The sequence below is a fragment of the Arthrobacter sp. ISL-48 genome, assembly GCF_018613805.1.
Classification (GTDB): domain Bacteria; phylum Actinomycetota; class Actinomycetes; order Actinomycetales; family Micrococcaceae; genus Arthrobacter.
On the sequence record NZ_JAGGPL010000018.1, the window covers coordinates 148,021 to 174,473 of the forward strand.

General features: G+C 65.2%; 22 protein-coding genes. 12 read left to right on the forward strand and 10 right to left on the reverse strand.

The window, feature by feature from the left end; all coding sequences use genetic code 11:
- Nucleotides 1–51: 51 nt before the first annotated feature.
- A complete protein-coding gene (locus tag J7E83_RS15755; protein WP_214964006.1) occupies nucleotides 52–1,065 on the reverse strand; it encodes a hydroxyacid dehydrogenase in 1,014 nt (337 codons plus the stop codon).
- A gap of 177 nt (nucleotides 1,066–1,242) precedes the next feature.
- Here J7E83_RS15755 and J7E83_RS15760 point away from each other — a divergent pair, with 177 nt between their 5' ends.
- The 3 genes from J7E83_RS15760 to J7E83_RS15770 are packed head-to-tail and all read left to right on the forward strand — an operon-like array spanning nucleotide 1,243 to nucleotide 6,418.
- Complete coding sequence (locus tag J7E83_RS15760; protein WP_251043928.1) at nucleotides 1,243–3,321, forward strand: heparinase II/III family protein; 2,079 nt, start codon at nucleotides 1,243–1,245, stop codon at nucleotides 3,319–3,321.
- Complete coding sequence (locus tag J7E83_RS15765; protein WP_214964017.1) at nucleotides 3,311–4,462, forward strand: substrate-binding domain-containing protein; 1,152 nt, start codon at nucleotides 3,311–3,313, stop codon at nucleotides 4,460–4,462. The genes J7E83_RS15760 and J7E83_RS15765 overlap by 11 nt, the downstream gene beginning before the upstream one ends.
- Nucleotides 4,463–4,489: 27 nt before the next feature.
- Nucleotides 4,490–6,418, forward strand: coding sequence for a DUF2264 domain-containing protein (locus tag J7E83_RS15770; RefSeq protein ID WP_214964020.1), 1,929 nt, complete (start codon nucleotides 4,490–4,492; stop codon nucleotides 6,416–6,418).
- Between the two features lie 61 nt (nucleotides 6,419–6,479).
- Here the strand turns inward: J7E83_RS15770 and J7E83_RS15775 are convergent, their stop codons facing one another.
- Together J7E83_RS15775 and J7E83_RS15780 are read right to left on the reverse strand one after the other, a co-directional pair.
- The gene (locus J7E83_RS15775) at nucleotides 6,480–8,051 is read right to left on the reverse strand and encodes a ricin-type beta-trefoil lectin domain protein (protein ID WP_214964024.1); all 1,572 of its coding nucleotides are present in this window, start codon (nucleotides 8,049–8,051) and stop codon (nucleotides 6,480–6,482) included.
- Nucleotides 8,052–8,076: 25 nt separating this feature from the next.
- A complete protein-coding gene (locus J7E83_RS15780; protein ID WP_214964028.1) occupies nucleotides 8,077–9,144 on the reverse strand; it encodes a LacI family DNA-binding transcriptional regulator in 1,068 nt (355 codons plus the stop codon).
- A gap of 305 nt (nucleotides 9,145–9,449) precedes the next feature.
- Here J7E83_RS15780 and J7E83_RS15785 point away from each other — a divergent pair, with 305 nt between their 5' ends.
- The 6 genes from J7E83_RS15785 to J7E83_RS15810 all read left to right on the forward strand — a co-directional run bounded on the left by J7E83_RS15785 (nucleotide 9,450) and on the right by J7E83_RS15810 (nucleotide 18,437).
- A complete protein-coding gene (locus J7E83_RS15785; protein WP_214964031.1) occupies nucleotides 9,450–10,748 on the forward strand; it encodes a sugar ABC transporter substrate-binding protein in 1,299 nt (432 codons plus the stop codon).
- A 17-nt stretch (nucleotides 10,749–10,765) separates the two neighbouring features.
- Complete coding sequence (locus J7E83_RS15790) at nucleotides 10,766–11,740, forward strand: carbohydrate ABC transporter permease (protein ID WP_214964033.1); 975 nt, start codon at nucleotides 10,766–10,768, stop codon at nucleotides 11,738–11,740.
- Complete coding sequence (locus tag J7E83_RS15795; protein ID WP_214964036.1) at nucleotides 11,740–12,594, forward strand: carbohydrate ABC transporter permease; 855 nt, start codon at nucleotides 11,740–11,742, stop codon at nucleotides 12,592–12,594. The genes J7E83_RS15790 and J7E83_RS15795 overlap by 1 nt, the downstream gene beginning before the upstream one ends.
- A gap of 2 nt (nucleotides 12,595–12,596) precedes the next feature.
- A complete protein-coding gene (locus tag J7E83_RS15800) occupies nucleotides 12,597–15,296 on the forward strand; it encodes a beta-galactosidase (protein WP_214964038.1) in 2,700 nt (899 codons plus the stop codon).
- Between the two features lie 25 nt (nucleotides 15,297–15,321).
- Nucleotides 15,322–16,596 carry an ROK family protein gene (locus J7E83_RS15805; RefSeq protein ID WP_214964039.1) on the forward strand — a complete coding sequence of 425 codons (1,275 nt, stop codon included), beginning with the start codon at nucleotides 15,322–15,324 and terminating at the stop codon, nucleotides 16,594–16,596.
- 89 nt (nucleotides 16,597–16,685) lie between these two features.
- A complete protein-coding gene (locus tag J7E83_RS15810) occupies nucleotides 16,686–18,437 on the forward strand; it encodes a beta-galactosidase family protein (RefSeq protein ID WP_214964041.1) in 1,752 nt (583 codons plus the stop codon).
- A 153-nt stretch (nucleotides 18,438–18,590) separates the two neighbouring features.
- Here the strand turns inward: J7E83_RS15810 and J7E83_RS15815 are convergent, their stop codons facing one another.
- From J7E83_RS15815 to J7E83_RS15825, 3 genes are all read right to left on the reverse strand, one after another.
- Nucleotides 18,591–18,767, reverse strand: coding sequence for a CsbD family protein (locus tag J7E83_RS15815; RefSeq protein ID WP_214964043.1), 177 nt, complete (start codon nucleotides 18,765–18,767; stop codon nucleotides 18,591–18,593).
- A 75-nt stretch (nucleotides 18,768–18,842) separates the two neighbouring features.
- Complete coding sequence (locus tag J7E83_RS15820) at nucleotides 18,843–19,949, reverse strand: HoxN/HupN/NixA family nickel/cobalt transporter (protein WP_251043929.1); 1,107 nt, start codon at nucleotides 19,947–19,949, stop codon at nucleotides 18,843–18,845.
- Between the two features lie 12 nt (nucleotides 19,950–19,961).
- Nucleotides 19,962–20,474 (reverse strand): cupin domain-containing protein, encoded by a 513-nt coding sequence (locus tag J7E83_RS15825; protein ID WP_214964045.1) that lies wholly within the window; start codon nucleotides 20,472–20,474, stop codon nucleotides 19,962–19,964.
- 79 nt (nucleotides 20,475–20,553) lie between these two features.
- Between J7E83_RS15825 and J7E83_RS15830 the strand changes: the two genes are divergently transcribed.
- Nucleotides 20,554–21,213, forward strand: a complete 660-nt coding sequence (locus J7E83_RS15830) for a TetR/AcrR family transcriptional regulator (RefSeq protein WP_214964047.1) — start codon at nucleotides 20,554–20,556, stop codon at nucleotides 21,211–21,213.
- Between the two features lie 5 nt (nucleotides 21,214–21,218).
- Here the strand turns inward: J7E83_RS15830 and J7E83_RS15835 are convergent, their stop codons facing one another.
- Nucleotides 21,219–21,527: a hypothetical protein gene (locus J7E83_RS15835; protein WP_214964050.1), complete on the reverse strand. Its 309-nt coding sequence runs from the start codon at nucleotides 21,525–21,527 to the stop codon at nucleotides 21,219–21,221.
- A 314-nt stretch (nucleotides 21,528–21,841) separates the two neighbouring features.
- Between J7E83_RS15835 and J7E83_RS15840 the strand changes: the two genes are divergently transcribed.
- Entirely contained in the window at nucleotides 21,842–22,102 is a 261-nt protein-coding gene (locus J7E83_RS15840; RefSeq protein WP_214964052.1) for a hypothetical protein, read from the forward strand.
- A 56-nt stretch (nucleotides 22,103–22,158) separates the two neighbouring features.
- On the opposite strand, the gene J7E83_RS15845 is transcribed toward J7E83_RS15840, so the two are convergent.
- From J7E83_RS15845 to J7E83_RS15855, 3 genes are all read right to left on the reverse strand, one after another.
- Nucleotides 22,159–23,445, reverse strand: coding sequence for a glycosyl hydrolase (locus J7E83_RS15845; protein WP_251043930.1), 1,287 nt, complete (start codon nucleotides 23,443–23,445; stop codon nucleotides 22,159–22,161).
- Between the two features lie 226 nt (nucleotides 23,446–23,671).
- Nucleotides 23,672–24,040, reverse strand: a complete 369-nt coding sequence (locus J7E83_RS15850; RefSeq protein WP_311379733.1) for a response regulator — start codon at nucleotides 24,038–24,040, stop codon at nucleotides 23,672–23,674.
- 62 nt (nucleotides 24,041–24,102) lie between these two features.
- Nucleotides 24,103–24,249 (reverse strand): hypothetical protein, encoded by a 147-nt coding sequence (locus J7E83_RS15855; RefSeq protein ID WP_214964061.1) that lies wholly within the window; start codon nucleotides 24,247–24,249, stop codon nucleotides 24,103–24,105.
- A gap of 145 nt (nucleotides 24,250–24,394) precedes the next feature.
- On the opposite strand from J7E83_RS15855, the gene J7E83_RS15860 reads away from it, so the two are divergent.
- The gene (locus J7E83_RS15860) at nucleotides 24,395–26,128 is read left to right on the forward strand and encodes an alpha-glucosidase (RefSeq protein WP_214964064.1); all 1,734 of its coding nucleotides are present in this window, start codon (nucleotides 24,395–24,397) and stop codon (nucleotides 26,126–26,128) included.
- The last annotated feature ends 325 nt before the right edge of the window (nucleotides 26,129–26,453 follow it).

The window sequence follows — 26,453 nt, forward strand, 5'->3', positions numbered from 1 at the left end:
GGGTTTCGGATCCGCCGCTGCTGCGGAGGGTCTTGTTTGACGAGGCGGTGGTTAAGCGATGAGGTCCAGGTGTTCTGGAAGGACTTCGGCGGTGAGTCGCTTGCCTGCCAAGTACCGTTCGAGCTCGCTGATGGCCACGTCTGACATGCGGCGGGTTTCTGTTCCCAGGGAGCCGGCAATGTGGGGAGTGATCACCACGTTGGGCAGGTCATAGAGCACGGAGCCAGCCGGCAGCGGTTCCGGTTCGGTGACATCGAGGATCGCGTGGATGCGGCCCGTGGCGCAGGCGGACTCCAGGGCCTGCGTATCCACCAGCGATCCGCGTGCCGTGTTGATGAGGGTGGCGTGTTCCTTCATGGCGGCGAGCTCAACAGCGCCGATCATGTTCCGGGTTTCTGGCAGGGCGGGGGCGTGGACGGTCACGACGTCGGAAGCCCGGATCAGTTCCTCGAGCGTCACCAGGCGCGCTCCGGCGGCTGCCACTGCGGCGGGATCCGCATATGGGTCCGCAACCAGGCACGTGACGTCCTGCAGTTGCTGGACGAGGTGGACTACCCGCCTGCCGATCCGGGAGAAACCGACGACGCCGATGGTCCGGCCGACGTTGCCGAGCTCGCCGTGGGCAGTTGAATACGACCAGTCCTCACGGGAAATCCGGGAAGCGTTGGCCAGGACCTGCGCCTTCTTGCCGGCGAGGATGATGGAAGCGAACGTGAATTCGGCCACCGGAATGGCATTCGCTTCCGCCCCGGTGGTCACCTGGATCCCGCGCTGCCACAGCTCATCCGTCACGAAGGAGCGCACGGTGCCGGCGCAGTGGAACACCGCGCGGAGGTGGGGCATCCGGTCCAACGCATCCTGGTCCAGCAGTGGCACACCCCAGCTGGTCAATAGGACTTCCACGTCCGGCAGCAGCACGGCCACCCCAGGGTCAGTCAGGGAATCGGTCCAGGCTGGTTCTCCGAGTTCCACGAGGCCAGCGAGCCGTTCCATCCGGGCGGCATCGAACTGGTCCGTCAAGGTGGAGCGGTTCATCAGCAGGAGCGCTTTTGGGTTGCTCGGCATACCCGGGCCCGTCCTTTTCCAGTATCGTCCGGCCGGAATGCCCGGCCGTTCCATGTCTTGCGTCACGTCTGGGAAAGAGTACATACTCATACTCACAAGAAATCAATCAGGTCAAACGGACTCGATCTGAAACGTTCAAACTCGAACAATGGTTGAGGAAGAGAAAAGGTGGAGCAGATGCCGGCCCAGATGAGCGCGGCCCAAGTGAACCTGGCATCGCGGGAAAGCATCCGCTCACCCCGCGGCGCCTTCCGGGGCCCCCTTGCGGCGGCTTGGCGGGGCGGAACCGGGAAGGGCGCGCTGCTCCTGACCCTGAAGGGGAGCCGGGAGCGCCTCAAGGTCCACCTGGCGGCAGCCCAGGGCGGTTGGCCCGCGGCCGGCGCTGCCACGCTCGCTTCCTTGGAGCGCGGGGCTGAAGCCGAACGCGGCACTCCCTGGCCGCAGCCGCTGGTTTCGCACTACGCCCGGTACTTCCGTGACGGGAACCGCACTGCCTATGAAGGACTGGTGGCCTCCCGCCAGCAGCGGCTGACCCGGGCCGTGGTCATGGCCTGCCTGTCCCGGAGACGTAATCCTGGCGTCAGCGAGCTCCGGGAGGAATGGCTGGACGAGGTCATTGACGGCGCCTACCTGTTGTGCGAGCAGAGCTCGTGGTGCTGGGCCGCCCATGAGGACACCTTCGCGCGCAGGGGAGATGTGGTCCCGGATCGGTCAGCGCCGTACCTGGATCTTGGAGCCGGCGAGGTGGCGGCGCAGTTGGCGTGGCTGGACCTTGTCCTCGGCCGGCAGCTGGACCGGCGGGCACCGGGTTTGCGCCGCCGCATCCGGGACGAGGTCCTGGAGCGTGTGGTCCGCCCGTTCCTTGAACGAGATGACTGGCACTGGCTGGGCCTGGACGGCGACGTCCACAACTGGAATCCCTGGATCCACTCGAACGTCATTGCCGCTGCCGTGGTCCTGGTGGATGATCCCGAACTCCAGGCAGAGACGGTGGCCCTGGCCATTGAAGGGCTGGACCGCTTCTTTGCCTCACTTCCGGCAGACGGCGCAATCGACGAGGGCTTTGCATACTGGTGGAACGGTGCCGGACGGGCCCTCGAGGCGTTCGCCCTGCTGGAGGAGGCTACTGCGGGAACGCTCGACGGCGACATCCCCGTGGTCCGCGAACTCGTGGCCTTCCCGCACCGCATGCACCTGGGCCACCGGTGGTACCTGAATGTCGCAGATGGTCCGGCCCTGGCCTGGACAGGTCTGCCCTGGGACCTGGTCCGGCGGTGGGGCGAACGCCTGGGGGACCGGGACGCCGTACGGCACGCAACCGCCTTCCAGTCAGCTGAACCCACAGTCGAAAGCGGGCTGGGCCGGACCCTGCATGCGCTTCTGGACAGACCTCCATCTCAGGACCCGCACAACGAAGTGCAGGTTACGCCGCCGCTGGCAGGCTTCAGCTACCTGGAATCCGTGCAGATCATGCTGGCCCGCGAAAACCCCGGCAGTACTGTCGGCCTGGTCCTGGCCGCCAAGGGCGGGCATAACGGCGAACACCACAACCACCGCGACGTCGGTTCGGTGGTAGTGGCCGTGGACGGTGTCCCGCTCCTCGCCGACGCTGGCCAGCCCACATACACTGCGCAGACGTTCGGCCCGGGCAGGTACGGAATCAGGGCTATGCAGAGCTCGTGGCACAGCGTTCCCGCCCCGTTCGGACTGGAACAGGGCACCGGGCCGGAGTTCGCTGCGGCCGTGCAGCACGTTCCGACTTCTGAGGACCCGCGGCTGGTCCTTGCGCTGGGCGGCGCCTACGGCCTCGGCTCGGCCGCGAGCTGGACCCGGTCCGCCTCGCTGGAAAAAGCTGCCGTCCCGGCGGCCGGGGTCGCCCCGGGAACGTCACGGGTGCTGATCGAGGACCGCTGGAACCTTCCGTCCCCAGGAGCCGAGGCCGGAACTGCTGAGGTGGAAGGCAGGACGCCCGACGTCGACATCCACTACGTGCTTTCCGGCACCGTGGACCTAAGCGAGGAAGGGACGGCCACCGTCCGTCCGGAGGGCATCCCCGACGCCGCCGGCGGCCGAGGAGCCCTACTGGGCTGGGACCCGGCTGCCGCCGTCGTCCACGTGGACGAATGGCTCCTGGACGATCCCCTCCTCAGCGAGGTCTGGGGCCGCAAACTGACCCGGCTCCGGTTCCGGATGCCGCAGACCATGCGCTCCGCCGGCGCGTTTACCCTGACAGTGGAGGCAACCGATGAGTCCTGAAAAGTCCCCGGAACCGGCTGCGAGATCCCTCTTTTCGTTGCAACGACGCGAGCGGCTGATGGAACAACTGCGCGCTCATGGTTCGGTAACCGTCCGCGGCCTGGCGGCAGAGCTTGGCGTCAGTGAGCTGACCATCCGCCGGGACGTCAACATCCTGGCAGACGCGGGCCTGGTGTCCCGGGTGCACGGAGGCGCCACCCTGCCCAGCCCACTGGACCGCTCGGCGTCCTTGTCCCGGCACCAGGCGAACCGGTACGCGATCGGGATGGTGGTCCCGTCTCTGGATTACTACTGGCCCCAGGTGATCAGCGGTGCCCGGGCGGAGGCGGAGGACCAGCAGGCCCGGATCGTGGTCCGCGGCTCCAGCTACGATGCTGCGGACAACCGGCGCCAGGTCCAGGCGCTGCTCGATACCCAGAACATCGACGGCCTGATCGTGGCCCCGGACATGAGGGGGGAGGCCGGTCATGAACTGCTGCGCTGGCTCAACGCCCTGCCCATCCCGGTGATCCTGGCAGAGCGGCGGTCGCCTGCTGACATCCCGGCCCACCGGCTGGAGTGGGTGGCCACGGACCATGCCTTCGGAGCCGGTATGGCCATCCGCCATTTGTGGCAGGAAGGGCACCGCAAGATCGGCTGCCTGACCGATTCGTCCAGCCCCACCAGCTCGCACGTGGTCCGCGGCTGGCGCCAGGCCATCGCAGCCCTGCGGATCCCGGAGGAAGAGTCCGTCAGCGAAGATTCGGCCAGGGTTCCGGCCGGTGAGCGAACCGCGCACTTTGACCGCGTCCTGGAAATGTGCCGGGACACCGGGACTAGTGCCATGCTGGTGCATTCAGATACCCAGGCCGTGGCCTTTGTCCAGCACTGCGTGGACCGCGGCGTGGACGTGCCCGGCAGCATGGCCGTGGTGGGGTACGACGACGAAGTGGCTTACCTTGCCGAGCCCGCCATCTCAGCGGTCCGGCCGCCCAAACAATACGTGGGGCGGGTTGCCGTGCAACTGGTGACCGCCCGGCTCGCGGAGGGCCGGAAGCGCCCGGTGCACAGGATCCAGCTGAATCCGGACCTCATTGTCCGCGAATCCTCCCTGGGCAGCCCGAGGGCCGCGGCCGACGCCGGCCTGGCCTCCACCACCTGATACCGAAACCGTAGAGGACCCACGTTGATGACTGTTCCACCACTGGACCTGCCTGCCGAAAACCGGGAGCTTTCGCCCCACACCGGCCTCACCCGGGAACACTGGTGCGGCTACGCCGACTACCTGCTGCGTTCCGCCCACCGATACGCCACGGCGGACCACGCCAACATCCACCTGCCCGGAGCCAACAGCGCCTATGGCCCCCGCAGCGATTCCCTGGAAGCCTTCGCGCGCACCTTCCTCATGGCCTCCTTCCGGATGGCGGGCGACCCGGCCGGCACCGGCTGGCTCGCAGACTGGTACGCGAAGGGCCTGGATGCCGGGACGGACCCGCGCTCGCCGGAGCGCTGGCCCACCCCTGGGGAACTGGGGCAGGCCAAAGTGGAAGCGGCGTCACTGGCCGTGGGCCTGGCGCTCACGCGGGACCAGCTGTGGGACAAGCTGCCGGAACGGGTGCAGGGCCAGCTCATCGCCTGGTTCGAGACCGTGATCGGGGAAGACTACCCGCCCATCAACTGGGTGTGGTTCCAGATTGTGGTGGAGACCTTCCTCGCCAGTGTGGGCGGCAGGTCTTCTGCTGAGGACATTGAGGCCGGGCTCGCAGTCCATGATTCCCTGTACCGGGGCCATGGCTGGTTCGCTGACGGTCCCGAACGCGCGTACGACCATTACGTGGGCTGGGCCTTCCACGTGTACCCGCAGCTGTGGGCGATGATGGCGCCCGGCGATCCCCGTGTACTGGCCCGCGGCACGCTGGACGGTGACCGGCTGGCCGACTACCTCGACGACGCCGTGCACCTGGTAGGTGCGAACGGCTCGCCTCTCATCCAGGGACGCAGCCTGATCTACCGTTTCGCCGCCGCCGCGCCGTTCTGGGTGGGGGAGCTCTCCGGGCATACCCGGCTCTCGCCAGGGACCAGCCGGCGGGCCGCGTCCGGGATGCTGGATTACTTCGCCCGCAACGGGGCCATCGACGGGGACGGACTGCTTTCGATCGGCTGGCACAGGGAATTCAGTGGGATGAAGCAGTCCTACTCCGGGGCTGGCTCGCCCTACTGGGCGGCCAAGGGAATGCTTGGGTTGGCCTTGCCTGCCGGCCATCGGGTGTGGACGGCGGTGGAGGAGCCGTTGCCGGTGGAGCTCGGTGATACGCGCAGGCTTATTGTGGCGCCGGGCTGGCAGGTCAACGGCACGCAGGCGGACGGCATCGTGCGGATCACCAACCACGGCACCGACCATGCCCGCCCGGGGGACCGGCTTGCGGACGCGGCGCTTTATGCGCGGCTGGGATACTCCACCCATAGCTTCCCCGACCTCGCCTCCGAGTCTGTGGATAACGCCGTCGTACTGGTGGACAGCGCCGGCCGCCTCACCCACCGGACGGGCTTTGAGACGCATGGCCTCACGGCGTCCGGAGATGGGCTGAAGGGATCCTCGGGCGGCCCGATGAACTGGATCGATGCCCCCGAAACGACGGGACCGGACCACGGAAGCGGAGTGCCCGGAGCCGTGACGCCGGGGCCGGATGTGACTGTCACGTCATTCACGCAAGGCGGGGTGGAGATCCGCCTGGTTCGGCTCCGCGGCACGGCCGGATGCCCGCCAGCCCGCCTGAGGATCGGCGGCTGGCCGCTGGATCCGGCGTCGGACCTGACCAGCGTGGTGGTGCCGCTGGCGGGTGTGGGGGAAGCGCTCGACGACGCGGGGAGCCTTGTGCGTGAGGAGCGGCAGCCCATGGGGAGGGGGCTGGTTGTCCCATGGGTGGGGACGTCAGGCCCGGCGACGGATGGCCTCTATGCGGCCGTGGTCGGATTTGGCGGCCAAGGAGTGCGGGCCGATGTGGAGCGCGTGCGGCTGTTCACAGATGCAGAAGGGAGGCTCGCTGTGGAGCTGGACCCCAACTTCAGCCACGACCTAGACGCTCGTGGCCGCGCGCGTGGTCAGGTCTTCATCTGAGATGGTGCGGACAGCGCGGGTGACCACGCTGCCCGCACCGATGACAGATCGCAGCCCCGTGCTACTTCAGCGACCAGCTCTGGTTCGGTGCTCCGTTGCAGTACCAGAGGTCCACTGCCGTACCGTTGCCTGTTCCGGCTCCGGATGCGTCCAGGCACAGCCCGGGAGCGGCCGCAGGGGTGATGCTCCCGCCGGAGTTGACGGTCCAGTGCTGCACGGATGCACCCGTGCAGTCGGCGATGATGACGCGCTGACCCGCGGACACCGTGGCGCCGTCGGTCCCGGCCTGCATGCACAGGTCGCCGTAGATCGTTAGCTCACCCTTGGCATTGGGGTTCCAGGACTGGTTGCCTCCACCGTTGCAGTCCCATAGGTCGAGTGCCGTTCCGGGCGTGGTGCTGAAACCGGGAACGTCGACGCAGCGTCCTGAAGCGAGCCCTACGATGCTCTGCCCGGGCGGGGCAGCGGGGAGGCTGTTAACCGGCTCCACATCGCCGTACCCGTAGCCCCACTTCAGCTGCGCGACACCGGACTCGCTGTTATCGGTGAGGGTGCCGTCGGGCTGGAGTGACTCGATGGAGTACGAGTCGCCTGACCGGAGCCCCGGCCAGTAAACGATGCCCATGTCGTGCTGGCGAGCGAAGTTCGTCACCGCGGCGAAGTACGAGGTGTAGACGTTGCCGTTGTGGGCACCGTAGTTGAGCCCGATGGTCATCGGGGAGCCCGCTTCGTCGATGATCGTGCGGTTCGTATATGTGCCGATGCGGGCGGCGAGGTTTTGGGTCCAGTCGGCCTCGGTGGTGGCGGACCCCCAGAATCCGTAGAAGTGCAGGGAGAGGAGCGTGCCCTTCAGCTGCGGGGCGTCTCCGACGCCGACGACGTTGTCGTTGTACCCGGTTCCGCTGATCACGATCCTGTTGCGCGGAAGCTGCTGGTGGTCGGCGATCCACTGCGAGGTGACGCCCACCCACTGGTCGAGGGTGTAGCCGTGCGGTTCGTTCATCGGCTCGAAGTACACGTTCGGGGTGTGCTGATAGTCGGCGACGACGGTGTTCCACATCGTGTTCCAGGCCGGAACGTCGTCGACGAGTCCGTCCTTGCTCGTGTCCGCCTCCCAATAGCTGAGGATGACCTTGAAACCGGAGTCGGTAGCGGCGTCTATCGCCCCGCGGTACGAATTCCACCACGGCGTTCCGACACTCGCCGGATTGATCGGGAGCCGCACGGTGTTCGCTCCGAGGTTGTGGCTGAAGCCACTAAGCGTCTGGCGGGCGAACGCGTAGACCTGCTGGTAGCTGTCCGTAGCCTGCAGCCCGCTGGGGACCACCGCGTCGCTCGCGTAGTTGTCGCGTGGATCCGCCCAGTTCACACCCTTGAACTCAGAGGTCGCGGGCCCGTGCAGGCCGCCGCCCGGGTCGGCGAGGGCTGATGCGCCTGCGCCGATTCCGATCAGCGCGAAGGCGGCCGTCAGGGCCGCGGCGAGCACTCGGTTGCGATGCTTCGCGGGCCATGTTGACGTGAACATTTTTCCTGACATGTGATCCTCGTCGATCGTGTTGGGGGATGCACGGCGGTCGCGGCAGGCCGCCCGAGCCGTGGCAGCGATGTTTCCATCCACCGCGGGCCGTGTCAAGAGACCCAGCCTGGGGCGGGCTCAGTCACAGGATGTTCGCGGCCGCCGCTGGAGGCGCCGCGCTGCTGGCGCGGACCACCAGCCGGGTGGGCATCAGGGAGGACCGGACCGGCTCCGGGCGGCCCTCGATCTCGGCAATCAGCAGGGCGACCGCGCGGCGCCCGATGGCTTCGAATTCCTGGTGGATAGTGGTGAGCGGCGGCCAGAACGAGTCCGATTCGGCCATGTCGTCGAAGCCGACCACACTCACATCCTCGGGTACTCGACGGCCGGCCTCGTGCAGCGCGCGCAACACGCCGAGAGCCATCTGATCGTTGGCGGCGAACACCGCTGTGATCTCGGGGCGGGTCGCAATGTCGCGGCCGTGCGCGAATCCCGCGGCGGTCGACCAGTCCCCGTGGAGGACCTCTGGAACCGCTGCGCCTGCCTCTTCGAGAGTCCGCCGCCATGCTTGTTCGCGGCGCCCGGCGGAGTACGACTCAGCGGGCCCGGAGATGTGCCACACGGTCCGGTGGCCGAGCGCCAGCAGGTGCTCTGTCGCCTGCCGGGCGCCCTCGGCCTGGTCGGTGTCGACCTGTGGGTAGTCTGAGCGTTCGGTGGAGTCAATCACGACCACCGACACCCCCGGCGGCAGTTCCACATCCGATCGGTCGACGATGTGCGCCTCGATGACGATGATGATGCCGTCGACGGCCTGCTCCAGGAGGCGCGAGAAGGCGATGCTGACATCCTGCTGCGTGGGATGTTCCACCGGAACGAGAGTGATCGAGTAGCCGGCGGCCGCGGCTGAGACGGCGATCGCGTCCAGAGTGCGCATGTTGCCGTATGAAGAGAGCGTGAACATCACGACGCCGAGATTGCGGAAGGTGCCCGAGCGCAGGGCCCGGGCGGCGCGGTTGGGCCGGTAGCCGAGTGCCTGCATGGATGCGAGGACCCGATCGCGCGTGGTCACCTCGACGTTCGTGAGGCCGTTCGCCACCCGCGAGACCGTCTGCGTGGAGACGCCGGCATGACGGGCGACATCGCCAAGCGACGGGCCGCGTCTTCGGCCGGCCTGCTGCGCCGGCGCCGGGTTGGCGATCGATTCAGACATATGAGGAACATACACTCCCAACGGCCGGGGAGAGGGGCTTCTGGCGTCCCCGGGAGGCTCTAACCCCGTTTTGTCGCGGGGTGATCCCTTCCAATGCTGGCCACGACACGCCGGGTATTTCGCTGTTATGGGATTGAAATTTCACTCGTTTGGCGGTGTGCTGCGAATCACACGCCACTATTGACAAGGCTTAGAATAAGCAATAGCGTAAGCGCGAGCCGGGCCGTTCGAACTCCGTGGTCCAGCATCCAGCTTCGGTGAAAATCGTCGTCGGCAATGACTGCCGGCCATTTGAAGGGAATGCAATGAAGCTTCTGGAAACCAACGTCTCCCGCCGTAACGTCCTGGCAGGACTCGGCGCCACCGCCGTCGGCATCATTACCCTGACCGCCTGCGGCGGTTCGAACAGCGCCTCATCCTCCTCAGGTGCCAAGGACTTTGTGATGACCGTGTGGGGCGGCGACCCCGACAAAGCTGCCTATCAGGCACGGCTGGACCTTGCTAAGGCAAAGTACCCGGACTACAACATCACCCTGCAGATCATTCCCAACAAGGATTACGCGCAGAAGGTCCAGACCATGATCTCCGGCGGCACGGGACCGGACATCATGCAGGTCGCCGAAGACGCCAACGCGTACAGCTCCAAGAACCAGCTCCTGCCGCTGGACGACTACATCTCCAAGGCCTCGCTGGATCTGTCCGCCACCTTCGGGCCCGTCGCCGAAAACTGGAAGTACAAGGACAAGACGTACGCTGTGCCGGACCGCGCGGGCGCCATGATCCTCTACTACAACAAAGGCGAGTTCGAGAAGAAGGGCCTCAAGGCCCCCACCGCGGATTGGACGTGGGACGATCTTCTGTCCACTGCCAAGGAACTGACCGGCGACGGCGTCTTCGGCTTTGGCGGCACAGAATGGTGGCCCATCTGGATGTCCTTCGCGTACCAGAACGGCGGCCAGGTCATTGATGCCTCCAGCGGCAAGCCCTCGGTGAACACCCCCGAGGTCGTCGAGGCCCTGCAGTTCTGCCAGGACCTGATCTTCAAGCACAAGGTGGTGCCGTCCAAGGTTGACTACGCCAACATGGGAGCGGGCGTGGGCGGCGACGCTGCCTTTGCGTCCGGCAAGGTCATGATGAACAGCACGGGTTTCTGGAACATCGGAAGCCTGGCCAAGCAGGACAAGATCACCTGGGACGTCGCCCCCGTCTGGCGCGGCAAGGAAAAGGCAATTTCGGCCTTCGGTTCCGGCCTCGCCGTATCCCGCAGCAGCAAGAACCCGGCTGATGCCTTCAAGATCATCCAGTTCATGACCTCGGCCGAGGGCCAGCAGCCCATCCTCCAGCTGGGCCAGGATGTGCCCGCACGCCAGGACCTGCAGAAAAGCCAGGACTTCCTTAAGCCGTCCTGGCTCAAGGGTGACGTGAACATGCAGGTGTTCCCGGATTCGACGCCGTCGATCTTCAAGCCGCCGTTCATTCCTGAGTGGAATGAAATGCAGAAGGCCATCACGGACGCCATGGCCGACTTCTGGCTCGGCAAGTCCGACGCGAAGACCACCACCGATGACCTCCAGAAGCGCCTCGACTCCATCGTCAAGGCCTAGGACGCCCGGGACCTGTCATGACAACCCTTCAGCAGAAAACCCCTGTTCCGGCTGCAGAGCCGAAACAGGGGGCGATCCCGCCCAAACTCAAGGCAAGGCCCAGCTCCATGCGGCGCAAGGAGGCCAGGTTCTTCTGGCTCTTTATCTCCCCGTGGATCATCGGGTTTGTGGTCTTCCTCCTCGGGCCCATGCTTGCCTCCGTTTACCTCTCGTTCACGGACTGGGATTCCTTCACGGATCCCAACTGGGTGGGCGTCGCCAACTACGTCCGGCTGCTCACTGAGGATGAAGTGTTCCATAAGTCGCTGTGGAACACGTTCTATTTCGCCTTCTTCTCAGTCCCGCTAGGCATGGCGATCGCGCTCTGGCTCGCGGCGCTGCTGAACAAGAAGATGCGGGCACGTAAAATCTTCCGCACCCTCGTCTACCTGCCGCACCTGGTACCTATCGTCGCCGTAGCCCTGATCTTCCAGATGATCCTGGCCCCGGATGCAGGCCCCCTCAACCGGGTCCTGGCGGTGTTTGGAATCGACGGTCCGGCGTGGCTCTTCGACTCGGAATGGGTGAAGCCCGCCATCATCCTGCTCTCGCTGTGGCAGGCCGGCGGGGCCACGGTCCTGCTCCTGGCGGGCATGAAAGGCATCCCGCAGGAGTTCTATGAGGCCGCCGAGATCGACGGCGCATCGTCGGTTCGGCAGTTCTGGAGCATCACGTTCCCGCAGCTGACGCCTATCATTTTCTTCAACCTCATCATGGGCATCATCGGGGCCTTCCAGGTCTTTGCCCAGGTGTACATCCTCACCCAGGGCGGTCCGGATAATGCCAGCCAGATGGTGGTTCCACTGCTCTTCAGCGAGGCGTTCAGGAACTACCACATGGGCTATGCCTCGGCGATCTCCTGGCTCCTGTTCCTCATCGTCATGGCGCTGACCGTCGTCGCCTTCGTCACGTCACGCAAATGGGTCTTCTACGAAACTGAGGTCAAGAACTGATGGCCGAACTCAAGGTCTACAAGAGCACCGCCTTCACCTATGCGGGCCTGCTGATCGCATCCTCCATTTTCTTCGCGCCCCTGGTCTTTGTGGTCTCCATCGCGCTCAGCAGCGACCAGACAGTCAGCACGGGAAGCTTTTCCCTGATTCCTACGGAATTCCGCTGGGACAATTTCGTCCGGATCTTCCAGACGCAGCAGCCCGTGGGCAACTTCGTCCTGAACTCCGTCATCATTTCGGTGCTCTCGGCCGTGGGGCAAGTGTTCTCCTCGGCCCTCGTGGGCTACGCCTTCGCCCGGCTGCGGGCCAGGGGCAAGAACATCACCTTCATGATCGTGCTGGCCACCATGATGATCCCCGCTCAGATCACCATGATTCCGCAGTTCATCCTGTTCAAGGAGCTCGGCTGGATCAACACGTTCCTGCCGCTGATCATCCCCAACTTCTTCGGCAACGCGTACAACATCTTCCTGATCCGGCAGTTCGTGACACGGCTGCCGCTCGAAATGGACGAGGCCGCGATGGTTGACGGGCTGGGCTACTTCGGGATCTTCCGGAGGATCGTCCTGCCCATGATGACGCCGGTGCTGATCGCCATTGCCATCTTCACCCTCACCTGGACCTGGGGCGACTTCATGGGCCCCCTGATCTACCTCAACGAGGACACCAAAATGCCCCTTGCGCTAGGCGTGCAGCTGCTGACCAGCACCAGCCAGGAGCTGCAGACGCCGCCGTGGAACCTGGTGATGGTGGGCACCGTATTCCTCTCGCTGCCGATGATCATCATTTACTACTTCGGCCAAAAGTACATGTACGAAATGAACCTCTCCACCGGAAGCGCGGGTGTTAAGTAGCCATGGCATTCCCTTCAGGCGGTTCTGTTTCGCTCGACGCCGGCAGGCTGGTCATCGACGGCGAAGCCCGGCTCCTGCTGTGCTCCTCGCTGTTCTACTTCCGCCTCCCCCCGGAGCAATGGCAGGACCGCCTGAAGCAGGTCCGCGACTCTGGCTACCATGCCGTGGATGTCTACATTCCCTGGAATTTCCACGAAACGCGGCCCGGAGTCTATGATTTTTCAGGCCCCCGTGACGTGGCGCTGTTCCTGGACCTCGCGGCCGCCGAAGGGTTGCACGTCATGGCCCGTCCAGGGCCGTACATCTGTTCAGAGGTGGACGGCGGCGGGCTGCCGGCCTGGCTGGGACTGGACCCGGAGCTTAGGGTCCGGCAGAACGAACCGCGGTTCCTTGAGCAGGCAACAGCGTGGTACCGGACGGTGCTGCCGATCCTCGCGGAGCGCCAGCACGGCGGGGGCGGCAGCATTATCCTGCTGCAGATCGAGAATGAACTCGACTTCTTTGATTGCCTGGACCGGCCCGGTTATATGCAGGCTCTGTCTGATGCCGTTTCCAGGGCCGGCATCAGCGTGCCGGTTATTGCCTGCGCAGGCCAAGGGGATCTGTCCGGGGCAACCGGCGGAGTGCCGGGCGTGGTTCCCGCGGCCAATTTCTATCCGGATGATTCGTCACCGGACATCGAGGCAGAGGTACTTGCGTACCAGCGCGAACTGGCCGCCCGTGGCCTCCCCTTGCTGGTGACCGAGACCAACCGGCTGCACCTCACGCTCCGGCGCGAGCTGCTCGCGGGCGCCCGGCTCATCGCCCCTTACCTGCAAAGTTCCGGCTGGAACTTCTGGCTGAATCCCTCCATCGGCAACTGGGGCGACCCCGGAAACTTCATGACCCACAGCTACGACTTCGGCGGCTATGTGTCCCCGGACGGAGCCAGGCGCCCAGAGTACTTCGAGGGCCGCCGGCTCGCCGGGGTTATCGATGCCCTGGGGGCCCGGCTGGCATCGGCCCTTCCGGACCTGGACGCGCCGCTGGAGCAGGTGCCCGATTTCGCCACCTCCACGGTACGCCCCGTGCTTGCCCTGTCCGGTGGCGGCTACCTCGCCGGTCTGCCGAACCTCAGCGGACAGGCCGGGATCCTTCAGCTCAAGACCGACGGCGGGGCCTTCGCTGCTGTCACGGTGCCGCCGGGCAAGTGCCCGCTGTTGTTGGCGGGCCTGCCGCTGGAGGAGTGGGGGGTGCCCGCAGTTTTGGAACTTGCGACGGCGGAACTGGTCGCGGTCACGCGTACTCCATCCGGGCTCGAGCTGAAATTCGCCGACACCCCCGGCGCTGTGCTGATGGTTGCCTCCGACAAGATGCTGGCCATCCGGTCCGGGCAGGCGGACTTCCGCGATAACCTGCTGGTCGCCGAGCTGCAGTCAGGTCCCGGTGAGGTCGTGTTCGACGACGGCGTCCGGCTTGCGTGGTCGATGCAGTCGAATGGCCTTGCAGCGGAGAAAGAGCACCAGGAGCGTCGAGGCGGAACCGATGCCGCCGCCGTCGTGCTTTCCCGTTTCTCTGCGGAACCCGCCGGACTCTTCGCGGGCATTCCGGCAACCCAGCACCCGGAAGCGCCGCCCCTGGAAGCGCTCGGCGTGTACGCCGGCCGGGGCAGATACCGGGCCGCTGTGCCAGCCGGTTGCACGCAGCTCCTGGTCGATGGAGCCGCGGACATCCTGTCGCTGTCGTTCCGGACCGCAGCTGGGGAACCGGTCCCCCTCGACACCCTGACACCGTTCGGTGCGGCCGCCGTCGTCGGACTCCCGGCAGGGGACGGTGGTGACCTCACAGCCGACGTCGAGATCTGGGGCCACTCCAACTTCGACGACACCCGGCTCCCAGCCCTTTCCCTTGGCGCCCTCCGCGGCACGGGAGCGGTCATGGCGGTGACCGGCTCTGCTGATGTCTCCAGTCTCTGGCATGTCCACGGCGGCGGCCAATGGGCGGAGCCCGGCAGGGCCCTCCGCGGGTTCGGCGGCTGGAGCAGCTCGCGGCTCGGGGTGGGCATCGGGTACCGGAAGACTCTTTCGGCACCTTCTCCGGAGGAGGACAGCTATCTGCATTTTGCCGGCCTGACGTCGCCCATTTCGGTGTGTGTCGGGAATCTAGCCCCGGCCGTGGTTGCCCCCGAGAACCCATACCTGCGGCTGCCGCGTGAGGCTGAAGGCTGGGACATTGATGTGACCTTTCCGCACGATCCGTCCAACGGGCCTGGCGCCGTCACGCTCCTCTCCGGCGTTCCGCTTCGGGACTGGGCCGTCCAGGCCTTGCCCCAGGAGGAGCTCGATGCGCTCTCCAGGGCTGCTGCAACTGCAGCACGTCCTGCGGAAGGGCCAGTCCGGGTTCCCCTGGAAATCCCCGCAGGGGAGGCATACTGGCTCATCCCGGATCTGGCGGAGCTTGAGAACGGCCGCGGCTACTTTCTCAGGGCCTCCGGCCCGGGCCTGACCATCAGCGCCTGGCTGGACGGAACCAGGTTGGGCCGCCTGATGCCCGGCCGCGACGATGATGCCGCGAATCCGTCGATGAGCGGCGGTAACCCGGGTGTGATCTGGCTCCCCGCGCCTATGATGAAATCGCAGGCCAGGCTCACGCTGTTGCTGGAAAACCGCGGGATGACGGCGGGCAGGCTAGAAACCCTGCTGTGCGAACCTGCGCACAGCTGACACTGACGGAACGTAGAAGCAGACCATGCCGAAGAGAACGTCCAAGGACATCCGCAACGAAAGCCGCTTCGCCCTGCTCCGCGGGCTCTATTCGCTCCGTACGGCTACCCGCCAGGAGCTGGCCGCCACTACCGGCCTGAGCTTCGCCACCATTTCCAACATCGTGGGGGAACTGATCGAGGTGGGGGTGCTGGTGGAAGCCGGCCGGGAAGATTCCGGCGGAGGGCGGCCGGTGACCCGTCTGAAGATCTCACCGGAACGCGGGGCACTGGTTGGCGTCGACATCGCGGAAACCTACATCCACGTCGACATCTATGACCTGTCACTCGGGGTGATCGGCAAGGCCGAAAGCGGACTGGCCATTGAAGAAAACGAGCCCGCTGCCCTGGTCCGCAGGGTTGCCGGCGTTCTCGACGAAGCTGTCGCTGCGGCCGGCATCTCCCGCGAAAGGCTCCTCCGCGCCGGCGTCAGCCTTCCCGGGCAGGTTGACCCGCAGCGGGGAGTCTCGGTCTTCGCCCCCAACTGGGACTGGCACGAAGTGCATATCCAGGCGCTCCTGTCCGACGCGATCGGCCTCCCGGTGGACGTGGACAACCCGCTGCGCGCCATCGCCATCTCCGAACTCTGGTTCGGGGCGGGCCGGCTCGTGAACAACGTGGCCACGGTCAACCTTGGCACGGGTGTGGGCGCGGGCCTGGCCATCGACGGGGAGCTGGTCCGCGGCGCCAGCAACACCGCCGGTGAATGGGGCCATACCACTCTTGTTTTCGGCGGCCGCCTGTGCCGCTGCGGCCGCCACGGCTGCGTGGAGGCCTACCTCGGGGTGCCAGGGCTGCAGCAGACCATGGCCGAGGTCAACGCCGGCCACGATCTCCTCACCAGTGACCGGCAGCGTGAGTTTGTTTCAGATGTGGCCAAGGGATTGGCCGACGGCGACCCGGACTGTGTGGAGCTACTCGAAGTCACCGGACGCTACTTCGCGGCGGCGCTCGGAAACCTGATCAACTTCATCAACCCGGACCACGTGAGCGTCCTCGGCTGGACGGCCGCGAGTATCGGTCCGGAGCTGCTTCAGGTAGCCCAAAAGTACCTGCCCCAGGAAGTGCTGCCCAGCGCGGGCGAAGCCGTCCGGGTGGGACTGTCTGCCGTCGTCGGAAATGCGGTGACGCTGGGCATGGCCACCCTCGCGCTGGAGGGATTCCTGGAACAGGTGGGGGTTCCAAGCCGGGGTCCGGGTGCACGCATCGCAGCCAGAAAGCGTGCCGGCCTTCCGGCAAACCAGACGGCCGGCGCGGAATAGATCCTGCAATGCCCTCTTCCGTTCCCGTTTCCAGACAGTTATTCTAATGGTTGAAATAAGTAGTGAATTATGCGGGGGAGAAAACCACAGTGAAATCTTTTGAGATCGGCCAGCAAGACTTCCTGCTGGACGGTGAACCGTTCCGGATACTGTCCGGTGCCATCCACTATTTCCGGGTCCACCCCGACCTGTGGGAAGACCGGATCCACAAAGCCCGGCTGATGGGCCTGAACACCATCGAGACGTACGTCCCCTGGAACGAACACTGCCCGAGCCCGGGCACGTATATCGGTGACGGCCAGCTGGACCTGGGCCGGTTCCTGGACCTCGTTGCGGCTGAAGGCATGAAGGCCATCGTGCGGCCGGGCCCCTTCATCTGCGCGGAGTGGGACAACGGGGGATTGCCTGCGTGGCTCTTCAGCGATCCCAGTGTGGGAATCCGGAGCAGCGAGCCTGGCTACCTTGCCGCCGTCGACAGCTTCTTCCAAGCGGTGCTGCCCAGCGTCGCGGAGCGGCAGGTCACCCGCGGCGGACCCGTCATCATGCTGCAGATCGAGAACGAGTACGGCGCCTACGGCAAGGACAAGGCGTACCTGCAGCATCTCGTGGACCTTGTGAAGCGGGCAGGGGTTGAGGTTCCGCTCTTCTCGTGTGACCAGCCGTTCGGCACCATGATCGAGGACGGCTCGCTTCCGGAGCTTCACAAGACAGGAACATTCGGTTCACGGGCTACGGAGCGGCTGGCGTTCCTGCGCGAGCACCAGCCCACCGGTCCACTGATGTGTGCGGAGTTCTGGAACGGCTGGTTCGACAACTGGGGGACACACCACCACACCACCGATGCCGCAGCGTCCGCCGCTGAACTTGACGCACTGCTGGCGGCCGGGGCGTCGGTGAACGTCTACATGTTCCATGGCGGCACAAACTTCGGATTCACCAACGGCGCCAATGATAAAGGCATCTACGAACCCACCATCACCTCCTACGACTACGACGCACCGCTGACGGAGGACGGGTTCCCCACGGACAAATACTTTGCCTTTCGGGATGTGATCGCCAAGTACTTCGAAGTGCCAGCGGAAACGCCCGCCAGGCGCCAGGAGGCACCAGCGGCAACCGTGACGGTAACCAGCGCGACACCCCTGCTGGATTCGCTCTTCCTGCTGGGCGAGGCTAGCCGGGTGGAGGGATCTGCTCCCACCACCGAAGACGCGGGGCACTACCGCGGCTTCACCCTCTACTCGACCGAATTGTCAGAGCGTGGCGTCCTGACTGTGGGTGAGGTGCGTGACCGCGCACAGTTCTTCCTGGACGGCCGTCCGGTGGGCGTGCTCAGCCGGGAGCTGGGGGAGCGGGCCATTGCCGTGCCTTCCGCTGGTCGCCTCGAGGTCCTGGTCGAAGACCAAGGGCGGGTCAACTACGGCAAGCGGATCGGCGAGTTTAAGGGCCTGATGGCCCCGGTAAAGCTCAATGGCGCGGAAATCCTTCAGTGGGATATCCGTCCTTTGGATTTCGGCGACCTGGGCGCGCTGCGGACGGCGAGCAGTCCGATTCACGGCGAGGGCGGCGTGGCCGGTCCTTCTGTTTCTTTCGCCGACTTTGAGGCCGAGGGCCCGGGGGACCGCTACCTCCGGCTGGACGGCTGGACCAAGGGCAATGCATTCGTTAACGGCTTCAACCTTGGCAGGTACTGGAGCCGGGGTCCGCAGAGGACCCTTTATGTTCCGGGCCCGCTGCTGAGGCCGGGAACCAATGAGTTGGCCATCCTGGAGCTGCACGGCAGCACCACGCGAGCTGTTCACTTCGTGCCGGCGCCGGATCTGGGTCCGGACGAAAAATAGCCGGTATTGACGGGGCCTGCTCCCCGCAATGTTGCTCCACGGGCGTGGTCCGGGTAGTTGGAGCAGGCCCGGCACAACATGCCCGGCACAACAGGCCCGGCACAACAGAGAGGGTGCACCTCCGTGGAGATGCACCCTCTGTTGGTGATCAGGTCAGTCCTTCTTGAAAGCGTCCTTGACCTTCTCGCCGGCCTGCTTCAGGTCGCCCTTGGTCTGATCGGCCTGGCCTTCCGCCTTCAGGCGGTCATCGCCCGTGGCCTCTCCGGTGGCTTCCTTGCCCTTACCGCCGGCCTTTTCTGCAGCGTTTTCGATTTTGTCGCCGAGTCCCATGGTGTTCCTCCTCTGGTTGGCGGCCGTTCGATCCGGCCCGTCGAAACAATCATAAGCATACTTAGCAAAATAATGCTACCGGTGGTTCTTTGGGAGGGAGAGCGCCTGTTCAGTGTGTGCTTCGAGTTCGTCGGTACCGGTGCAGACGGCCATAAGCCAGGCTAGTACGAACAGGCCAACCAGTGCGTAGCCCAGTCCGGTCGGGCCAATGCTCCCGATCGTGGCCCCACGCCCGTCGGTGCCGGCGTACGCATTGATCAAGGACGTCAGTTCGGCTGTCCCGATGCCCAGGGCGACGGCTGCAGAGAAGCCCGTGAGCGCGATGTTGTACCGCAGCCTTCGGTCCGGTCGTGAGAACGTCCGGCCGTATGCGACATTCATGATCCACCCGTCTAAGGTGTCGGGCAGGCTCATCCCGGCAGCGAAGAGGATGGGCAGGATGAGGACCGCGTACCAGGGAAGCGCAATTGCTGCCGCGCTTCCGGCAACGACCAGCAGAGTGACTTCCGTGGCGGTATCGAACCCGAGACCGAAAAGCAGCCCGACCAGATACATCTGCCAGGGCCGCGTAATGCTCCGCATCACAGGCTGCAGGATGCGGGCCATCATGCCGGTCGCGGGTCCGCCCGTGGGGTCCGTCTGTTGGCTATCCCGGATCCTCCGGAATTCTTTCGCGGCGCGGACCAGGAGGGCCACATTAAGGACGGCCAGGATGCAGAGGAATACTCCTGAGATGGCGGTGCCTGCTAATCCCAGGGCTTCCCGCAACGGCGAGGCGTTCTCACCGACCATGCTTCCCAGGTAGTGTGCTCCGGCCGCCAGCAGCGCGCACAGTCCGAAGACGACGCTGGAGTGGCCGAGCGAGAACCAGAAGCCGACCGATAGCGGCCTGAGACCTTCGCCGATGAGCTTACGGGTGGTGCAGTCAATGGCGGCAATGTGGTCGACGTCGAACGCGTGCCTCACACCCAGCAGGTACGCACCCGCCCCAATCCCCATGCCGAAGACCTGTGTTGAGCTGATGTGCAGGTTCTGGGGAACAACGCTGAACGCCAGAACGCCCCAACCGACTAGGTGCAGCACGAGGATGGAGCCGACCATGCCCGCTACTGGAGTCACCGGATTCCGAGCTGCGTCCCCGTGACGGGACCTCGGCCGCTCGAAGGAAGTCGCGATGCCCATGACCCTGTCCTGTCAGCCCCTCGGAGGTGTCAGGCCGTACCGGGCGATGAGGTCCGGCAGCCAGGGCGGCTCGCCGAACTGAAGCCCGTATTCGGCGGCCAGTCTGCCGATGACCTCAGGATCGGGCGGTCCCGCTTCAAAGTGGTCAGCCAATCCCCAGAAGAAATGCTCAAACCCGGCAGGGCTGATCACTTCAATCATCCGCGCGGGGACTTTCCCGGCGTTCCACATCGTGTGCAGTTCCCCCCGCGGTTTCGTGATGTAGCCGCCGGCGCCGAGCACCGCCTCGCGTTCGCCGGACCTGAATCCGATCTCGCCTTCAATGACGATCGAGTACTCGTCCTCGCGGGTATGCGTGTGCGGGGGAACCAGGGCCCCGACGGGGAACGGGTGCTCCACAATCGAGATCTGTTCGTTGGTGTGCTCGCCGAAGAGTTTGAAGACAACCCCGATACTTCCCAGGCGGCCTTCCCTCCCCTGCCCCGGTGGCACGACTGTCAGCCGCGGGGCCTCTTCACTGTCCATGAGACGCCATCCTTCCCAATTTCGATATACACTGGTGTATATCGAAATTGTCCAACCGCGAAGGACCGGTGTCAATACTTTGAGTGAACACAGCCGCTCATCCAATAGCCGCCGCTACGAGATGGGCAAACGCGGCGAGCAGATGAACAGCACTCGGCAGCGCATCGTGAATGCAGCTGTGGCTCTGCACGGTTCCGTTGGCCCGGCCCGCACGACAATAGCCGGCGTCGCCGAGCAGGCGGGTGTCACCCGTTTGACGGTCTACCGGCACTTTCCCGACGACGCAGCACTGTTCTCCGCCTGCTCCTCGCACTGGCTCTCCCAGCAGCAGCTGCCGGACCCTGCCGCGTGGGCGCGGCATTCAGATGCCTTGGAACGCCTGAACGCCGGATTATCTGACCTTTATCGTTTCTACCGCGAGGGGGAGGCCATGCTGACACGGATCTATGGGGACTGGGACGTGTTGCCGGCAGAACACCGCAAGAACCTCGAAGCCCGCGACACTTATTTCCGCAGCGTTCTGGTCGAACCGTTCCCCGAGCCGGCCAGGACCGACAGACTGCACGCCGTCGTCGGCCATGCTGTTTCCTTCTGGACGTGGCGGTCGCTTTGCCACGACAACGGGCTCCCCAATAATGACGCCGTCGAAGCCATGTCTGCCCTGATCACATCGATGGCCGGCACCCCGCTGGCGCCCGTGCCCACCGGCGCGGAAAAGGCGGGCATCCGTACCCGGTGACGACTTCAGGCGTACCACTGCCAGCCTGGAGGCGCCCAGTCCTCCGGGGCCCTGTGGGCGTAGTGATTGCCGCAGTGCCCGCAGGTATAGCTGACCACGGGTGGCAGCAGGCTTTCCCTGTCCAGGGCATAGGAGGCAGGCACATAACCCGTGATTTCCAGGTAGGCATCAGTGCCGCATTGACGGCAGCCAGGCACTGACGGCGGCGGCGCCGGGGCTGATTGCCAGAGGTCGTGCGCATGTCTTCGCGGGACTGTAATCACGGGTTCACGCATTCGCTTGATGCCGGTCCGGTCCCAAGTGTCCTGGGACACGAGGGGTGCCGATCACTTTACTCTTTTGGCGCCGCGTCCGGAATGCCTCCAGCGAAGTCATTGCCAGGAAAGATCCGGGGTCCCTGATGTCAACTGGGTAGGTGAAGCCATAAGGAAAAGGCTCCGCGGGTCGGACACGAGTAGTCGGTACGTGGTTTGAGCAGGCCCGATACCTAAGCCACAGGGACTACTCGAATATGCCCGGATCAGTAGATTGTGGAATGTGGGGCATCGTAATCTGGTGTGACTGATGGTCCCCTACTGGGATGGAGACGATCGGATTGTCCGGTTTAGCACTAGTCCCAGGAGTAGCCATGAACCCGAATGTCGTCGACGTTGCCGATGTGTTCGATGACTTCACGGTGCCAAGTAAATTCCGGCAGGACCCCCAGCTGGTGCAGACAGCATGGAACCTTGCCCGGGTCGCTGCGACCCAGTCAGGTGACGCCGGGTGCGTGACCGTCCGGGCGACAACGGTCGAAAACCGGGTCATCTTGCGGGAAATTTTCGGCGATCAACTTCGCGGTCGGCTGGACCATCTGCAGCAGCAGGCGCTCCGGCGGCGTGCGAAGTAGGCCTCTCCACGGCCACCAGGGCGGTGCCGAACACAGCCCTCCACTCCCGGCCCGGGTTATGACCGTCTGGCGGCCAGTGCAGCGGTGAGGGCGCTTGTTGAGGTGGTGGAGCTGTTGATCCGCCAGTCGACTTCCTTGTTGTGGTTGAACCAGACGAACGCCGTGATGTCTGTCTGCGCGGCAAGATAGGACACGAGGGCGGTGTTCCAGTTCGCCTTGGAGCCCCCGGCTTCTGCTGAGGCGGTCTCGGCGATGATGATCGGCTTGCCGGGTGCCAGGCTGCGAAGCGCTGTCAGGCCTTCATCGAGCAGGGCCGACGGCGATGTCCAGGAGCTCCATGATGCGGCGGTTCCCCAGTTGTAGCCGTCCAGGGCAACGACGTCGACATAGCCGGCTCCGGGGTAAAGGCCGGCGAGGGGTGTTGAACCCCAGTAGGGAACATTGGGGCTCCAGACCCACTGCACGTTGGTAGCCCCGGTGGCGGCCACGACGTCGTGCACGTGCCGCCACGCGGCGGCGTAGTCCCCGGCCTGGTTGCCGTTGGCGGACTCGGCCCAGGGGTACCAGTTGCCGTTCATTTCGTGGCCGAACCTGAGCATGACGGGCTTGCCCCAGGAGGCCAGGGCGGTGCCCCACTGCTTGATGTACGTATCGAAGTCTCCGGCGGTGATGCGGTCCAGGGCGTAGGCCGGCTGGTCGGCACCGTTCCCGGTCCAGAGCCACGGCTCCCAGGTGACCAGGCTCGTGGCGCCGCGTGCGTTGACAGCGTTCAGCTCAGTGATGGGGGCCGGCTGGGCGAAGTCGGAGTACCACATCACGACGGACGGGCTCTCGTTGACGAGTGTGGATACGGCGTCCAGTTCGCTGGCGGCCAGCGGGCCGCCCGGCGTCGAAACACCGAAGCGCAGCCGGGCGGAGCTGACCGGCGGGGTGGCCGTTACCGGTGCCGGCTTTGCCCGGGCCGCCATCATGATCGGGGCGGTAGCGACCCCTGGACCGGTGCTGATCGAGGCGGGGCTGTAAGTGACGGTGTAGGGCGCGGACGCCGAGTCCGGTCCTCCTTCGGCCGTAACGATAACCGTCGCCTCAGCGGTGAGGGGGATCGTCACTGCGGCGGTGAAGGATCCATTGGCTTTGGCGGAGAACGGAACGCTGGACGATCCGGCCGCCAGCGTCCCGGAGACCTTGCGGGCGAAGCCCGTGCCGTTCACGGTGACGGACGAACCGGCCGGACCCGCTGAAGCACTCAACGTGATCCCGGGGTGGCTGGCTGCCTCTGCGGGAACGGCGATGCCGAACAACACGGCCAGTGACAGGACAAGACCTGCCACGGCAAACTGCAAACTACGATTCTTACCCACAAAAACTCCCCAGCATCGTGAAATGGCCGCCCTGCTCCAGGGTTCAGCCGGTCCGCAGGGTGGGCAGAAAATACTCCCCAGACAATGAGTACCAGAGGCCAACGCGTAACAAATAGGGTCTTTGACCCATAGTGCCCAAGCCTGCGCAGGTACTGCGGCAAACCAAAGGAATTCTTGAGGTTGGGCAGGTGCGGGGCTGAGCGGGCGGCTATAGCCGGGCGGGGCAGAGCCGGTCGGCGAGGATCGTCAATTCGCTGGGGCGGAACGGCTTGACCAGATAGGCGGACGCGCCTGCGGACAGCCCGTCCATTTCGTCGCTGAGCCGGGCACGGGCAGTCAGCATGAGGATCGGCGCGACAGTCATTTGCCGGAGCCCGTGCGCGACGTCGAGGCCATCGATGTCGGGAAGTCCCAGGTCCAGGGTGATCAGGGCCGGATTCAGCACGGCGGCCGCTTCGAGGCCCTCCGCCCCGGTCCCGGCCACGTGCACTTCGAAACCGCCCTTGGACAGGACGAACGAAATCAGTCCGGCAATGTCCTCGTCATCCTCGATGACGAGGCAGATACCTCTAGACACCGGCCCCCCCAACATTCGGCATCTGTCCAGTCTAGCCGCGGCTCGACGGCTGTGGGTGATTGTCAGGGGCGGACCTTGCCGTCCCGTTGGACGAGGGCCGGCAGGGCCACACCTATCAGGGTGACGCCGACGGCGGCCAGAAGGCCTGTGCCGGCACCGAGGCCGGTGTAAGCCAGGGCGACGCCGGAAGCCCGGAGGCTTGTTTTCATTTCGTACATTCCGTGGTGGCGCCCGCAGGCTTGGCCCGTGGATTTCTTCAAGATTCCGGCAATTCCGGTACCGGAAGGCCTTGCGGGCGGCGAAAGAATGGCGTTCACTGAGCCTGCATGCCGTGCGAGTACCAGGAGGAACCGGATGACCAGCCAGGAAACCCAGCCAGAAGCGGGCCTCCATACCGGGCGGGAGTGGTTCAAGAGTGCCGTGGTCTACCAGATTTACCCGCGCAGTTTCGCCGATTCCGACGGCGACGGCGTGGGCGACCTGCGCGGGATCATCGGTCGGCTGGACTACCTGCACAACCTGGGCGTGGACGTCGTCTGGCTCTCGCCGGTCTACCGTTCACCGCAGGATGATAACGGCTACGACATCAGCGACTACCAGGACATCGATCCGGTGTTCGGGGACCTTGCCACGCTCGACGAGCTCCTCACCGGCCTGCATGCCCGCGGCATGAAGCTGGTGATGGACCTCGTGGTGAACCACACCTCGGACGAACACCCGTGGTTCGTGGAGTCCCGCTCCTCCCGGGACAATCCGAGACGCGACTGGTACTGGTGGCGGCCGCCCCGGGCGGGGGCGGAACCAGGTACGCCCGGCGCCGAGCCAAACAACTGGGGCTCCGCCTTCTCAGGACCGGCGTGGGAATACGACGCCGCGAGCGGAGAGTACTACCTGCACCTGTTCTCAAAGAAGCAGCCGGACCTGAACTGGGAAAACCCGGAAGTCCGGGCCGCCGTCTACGACATGATGAACTGGTGGCTGGACCGCGGCGTGGACGGCTTCCGGATGGACGTCATCAACTTCATCTCCAAGGATCCGGCCCTGCCGGAGGGGCCCAAGGCGGACGGCATGCTGTACGGCGACGGCGGCCCGCACTACATTTCCGGTCCACGGATCCACGAGTTCCTCCAAGAAATGCACCAGGAGGTCTTCGCGGGCAGGGACAAGGACCTGCTCACCGTGGGGGAAATGCCCGGCGTCACTGTGGAGGACGCCCTGTTGTTCACAGATCCGGAACGCGAAGAAGTGGACATGGTGTTCCAGTTCGAGCACGTGGCCCTGGACCAAGAGGGCGGCAACAAGTGGCGGCCCAAGAAGCTCCTGCTGACCGACCTCAAGAAATCGCTGGGCCGCTGGCAGGATGCCCTGGGGGAACGGGGCTGGAACAGCCTCTACTGGGGCAACCACGACCAGGCCCGGGCTGTTTCCCGCTTCGGCGACGACGGCGGGTACCGTGAACTGTCAGCCAAAATGCTCGCCGCCGTACTCCACCTGCACCGCGGCACACCGTACGTCTACCAGGGTGAAGAGCTGGGCATGACCAACATGGCCTTCGGCGCCATCAGCGACTACCGGGACATCGAGGTCCTCAACCACCACCGGGAAGCCACCACCCATCTTGGCCACACCGACGCTGAAGTTCTGGCTGCCCTCGCGCCGCTCAACCGGGACAATGCCCGCACCCCTGTGCAGTGGGACGCCACCAGACACGGCGGCTTCACCACGGGCGCGCCGTGGATCGCCGTGAACCCCAACGCAAACACCATCAACGCCGCAGCGCAGGTGGATGATCCGGAATCCGTCTACAACTTCTACCGCCGGGTCATAGCGCTGCGCCACACTGACCCGGTGGTGGCTTACGGGGATTTCACGATGCTGCTGCCCGACGACGAGCACGTCTACGCCTTCCGGCGCTCGCTGCCGGACGCCGAGATGCTGGTGCTAGGCAACTTTTCGGGAACGGCCCAGACGGCCGACGTCGGGATTTCTGCCTGGTCGGAGGCGGTCCCGGTTTTGGGGAACTACCCTCCCGATGAAGGTTTGGGTCTTCGACCCTGGGAAGTTAAGGTGTTGCGCCGGGAGGTGTAACCGCTGGCAAAGGCGTGCGGCCGGCCGGTTGCCCGGCCGACCGCACTGTGGGGATCCCTCGCCCTTAGTATCCGGAGGGCGATCGTCGGGAACGGATGATCATGCCGGTACCAGCTGCCATTGCGCGCTAACAATACGCTGACGAGCAACAGCAGGCCCGTCTCGCCCTGCGCGTCAAGAGTCCTGTCATAGCAACGTGATGTGCGACATGTAACCACATGGAAGCAGGCAGGGGCGGCCGGCTGCCCCTGCCTGCGTCACGATTCGAGCGGATGTGGGTTATATGGGTGTCTGCGATTCCTGGCGGGGTGCTGATGTGGAACTC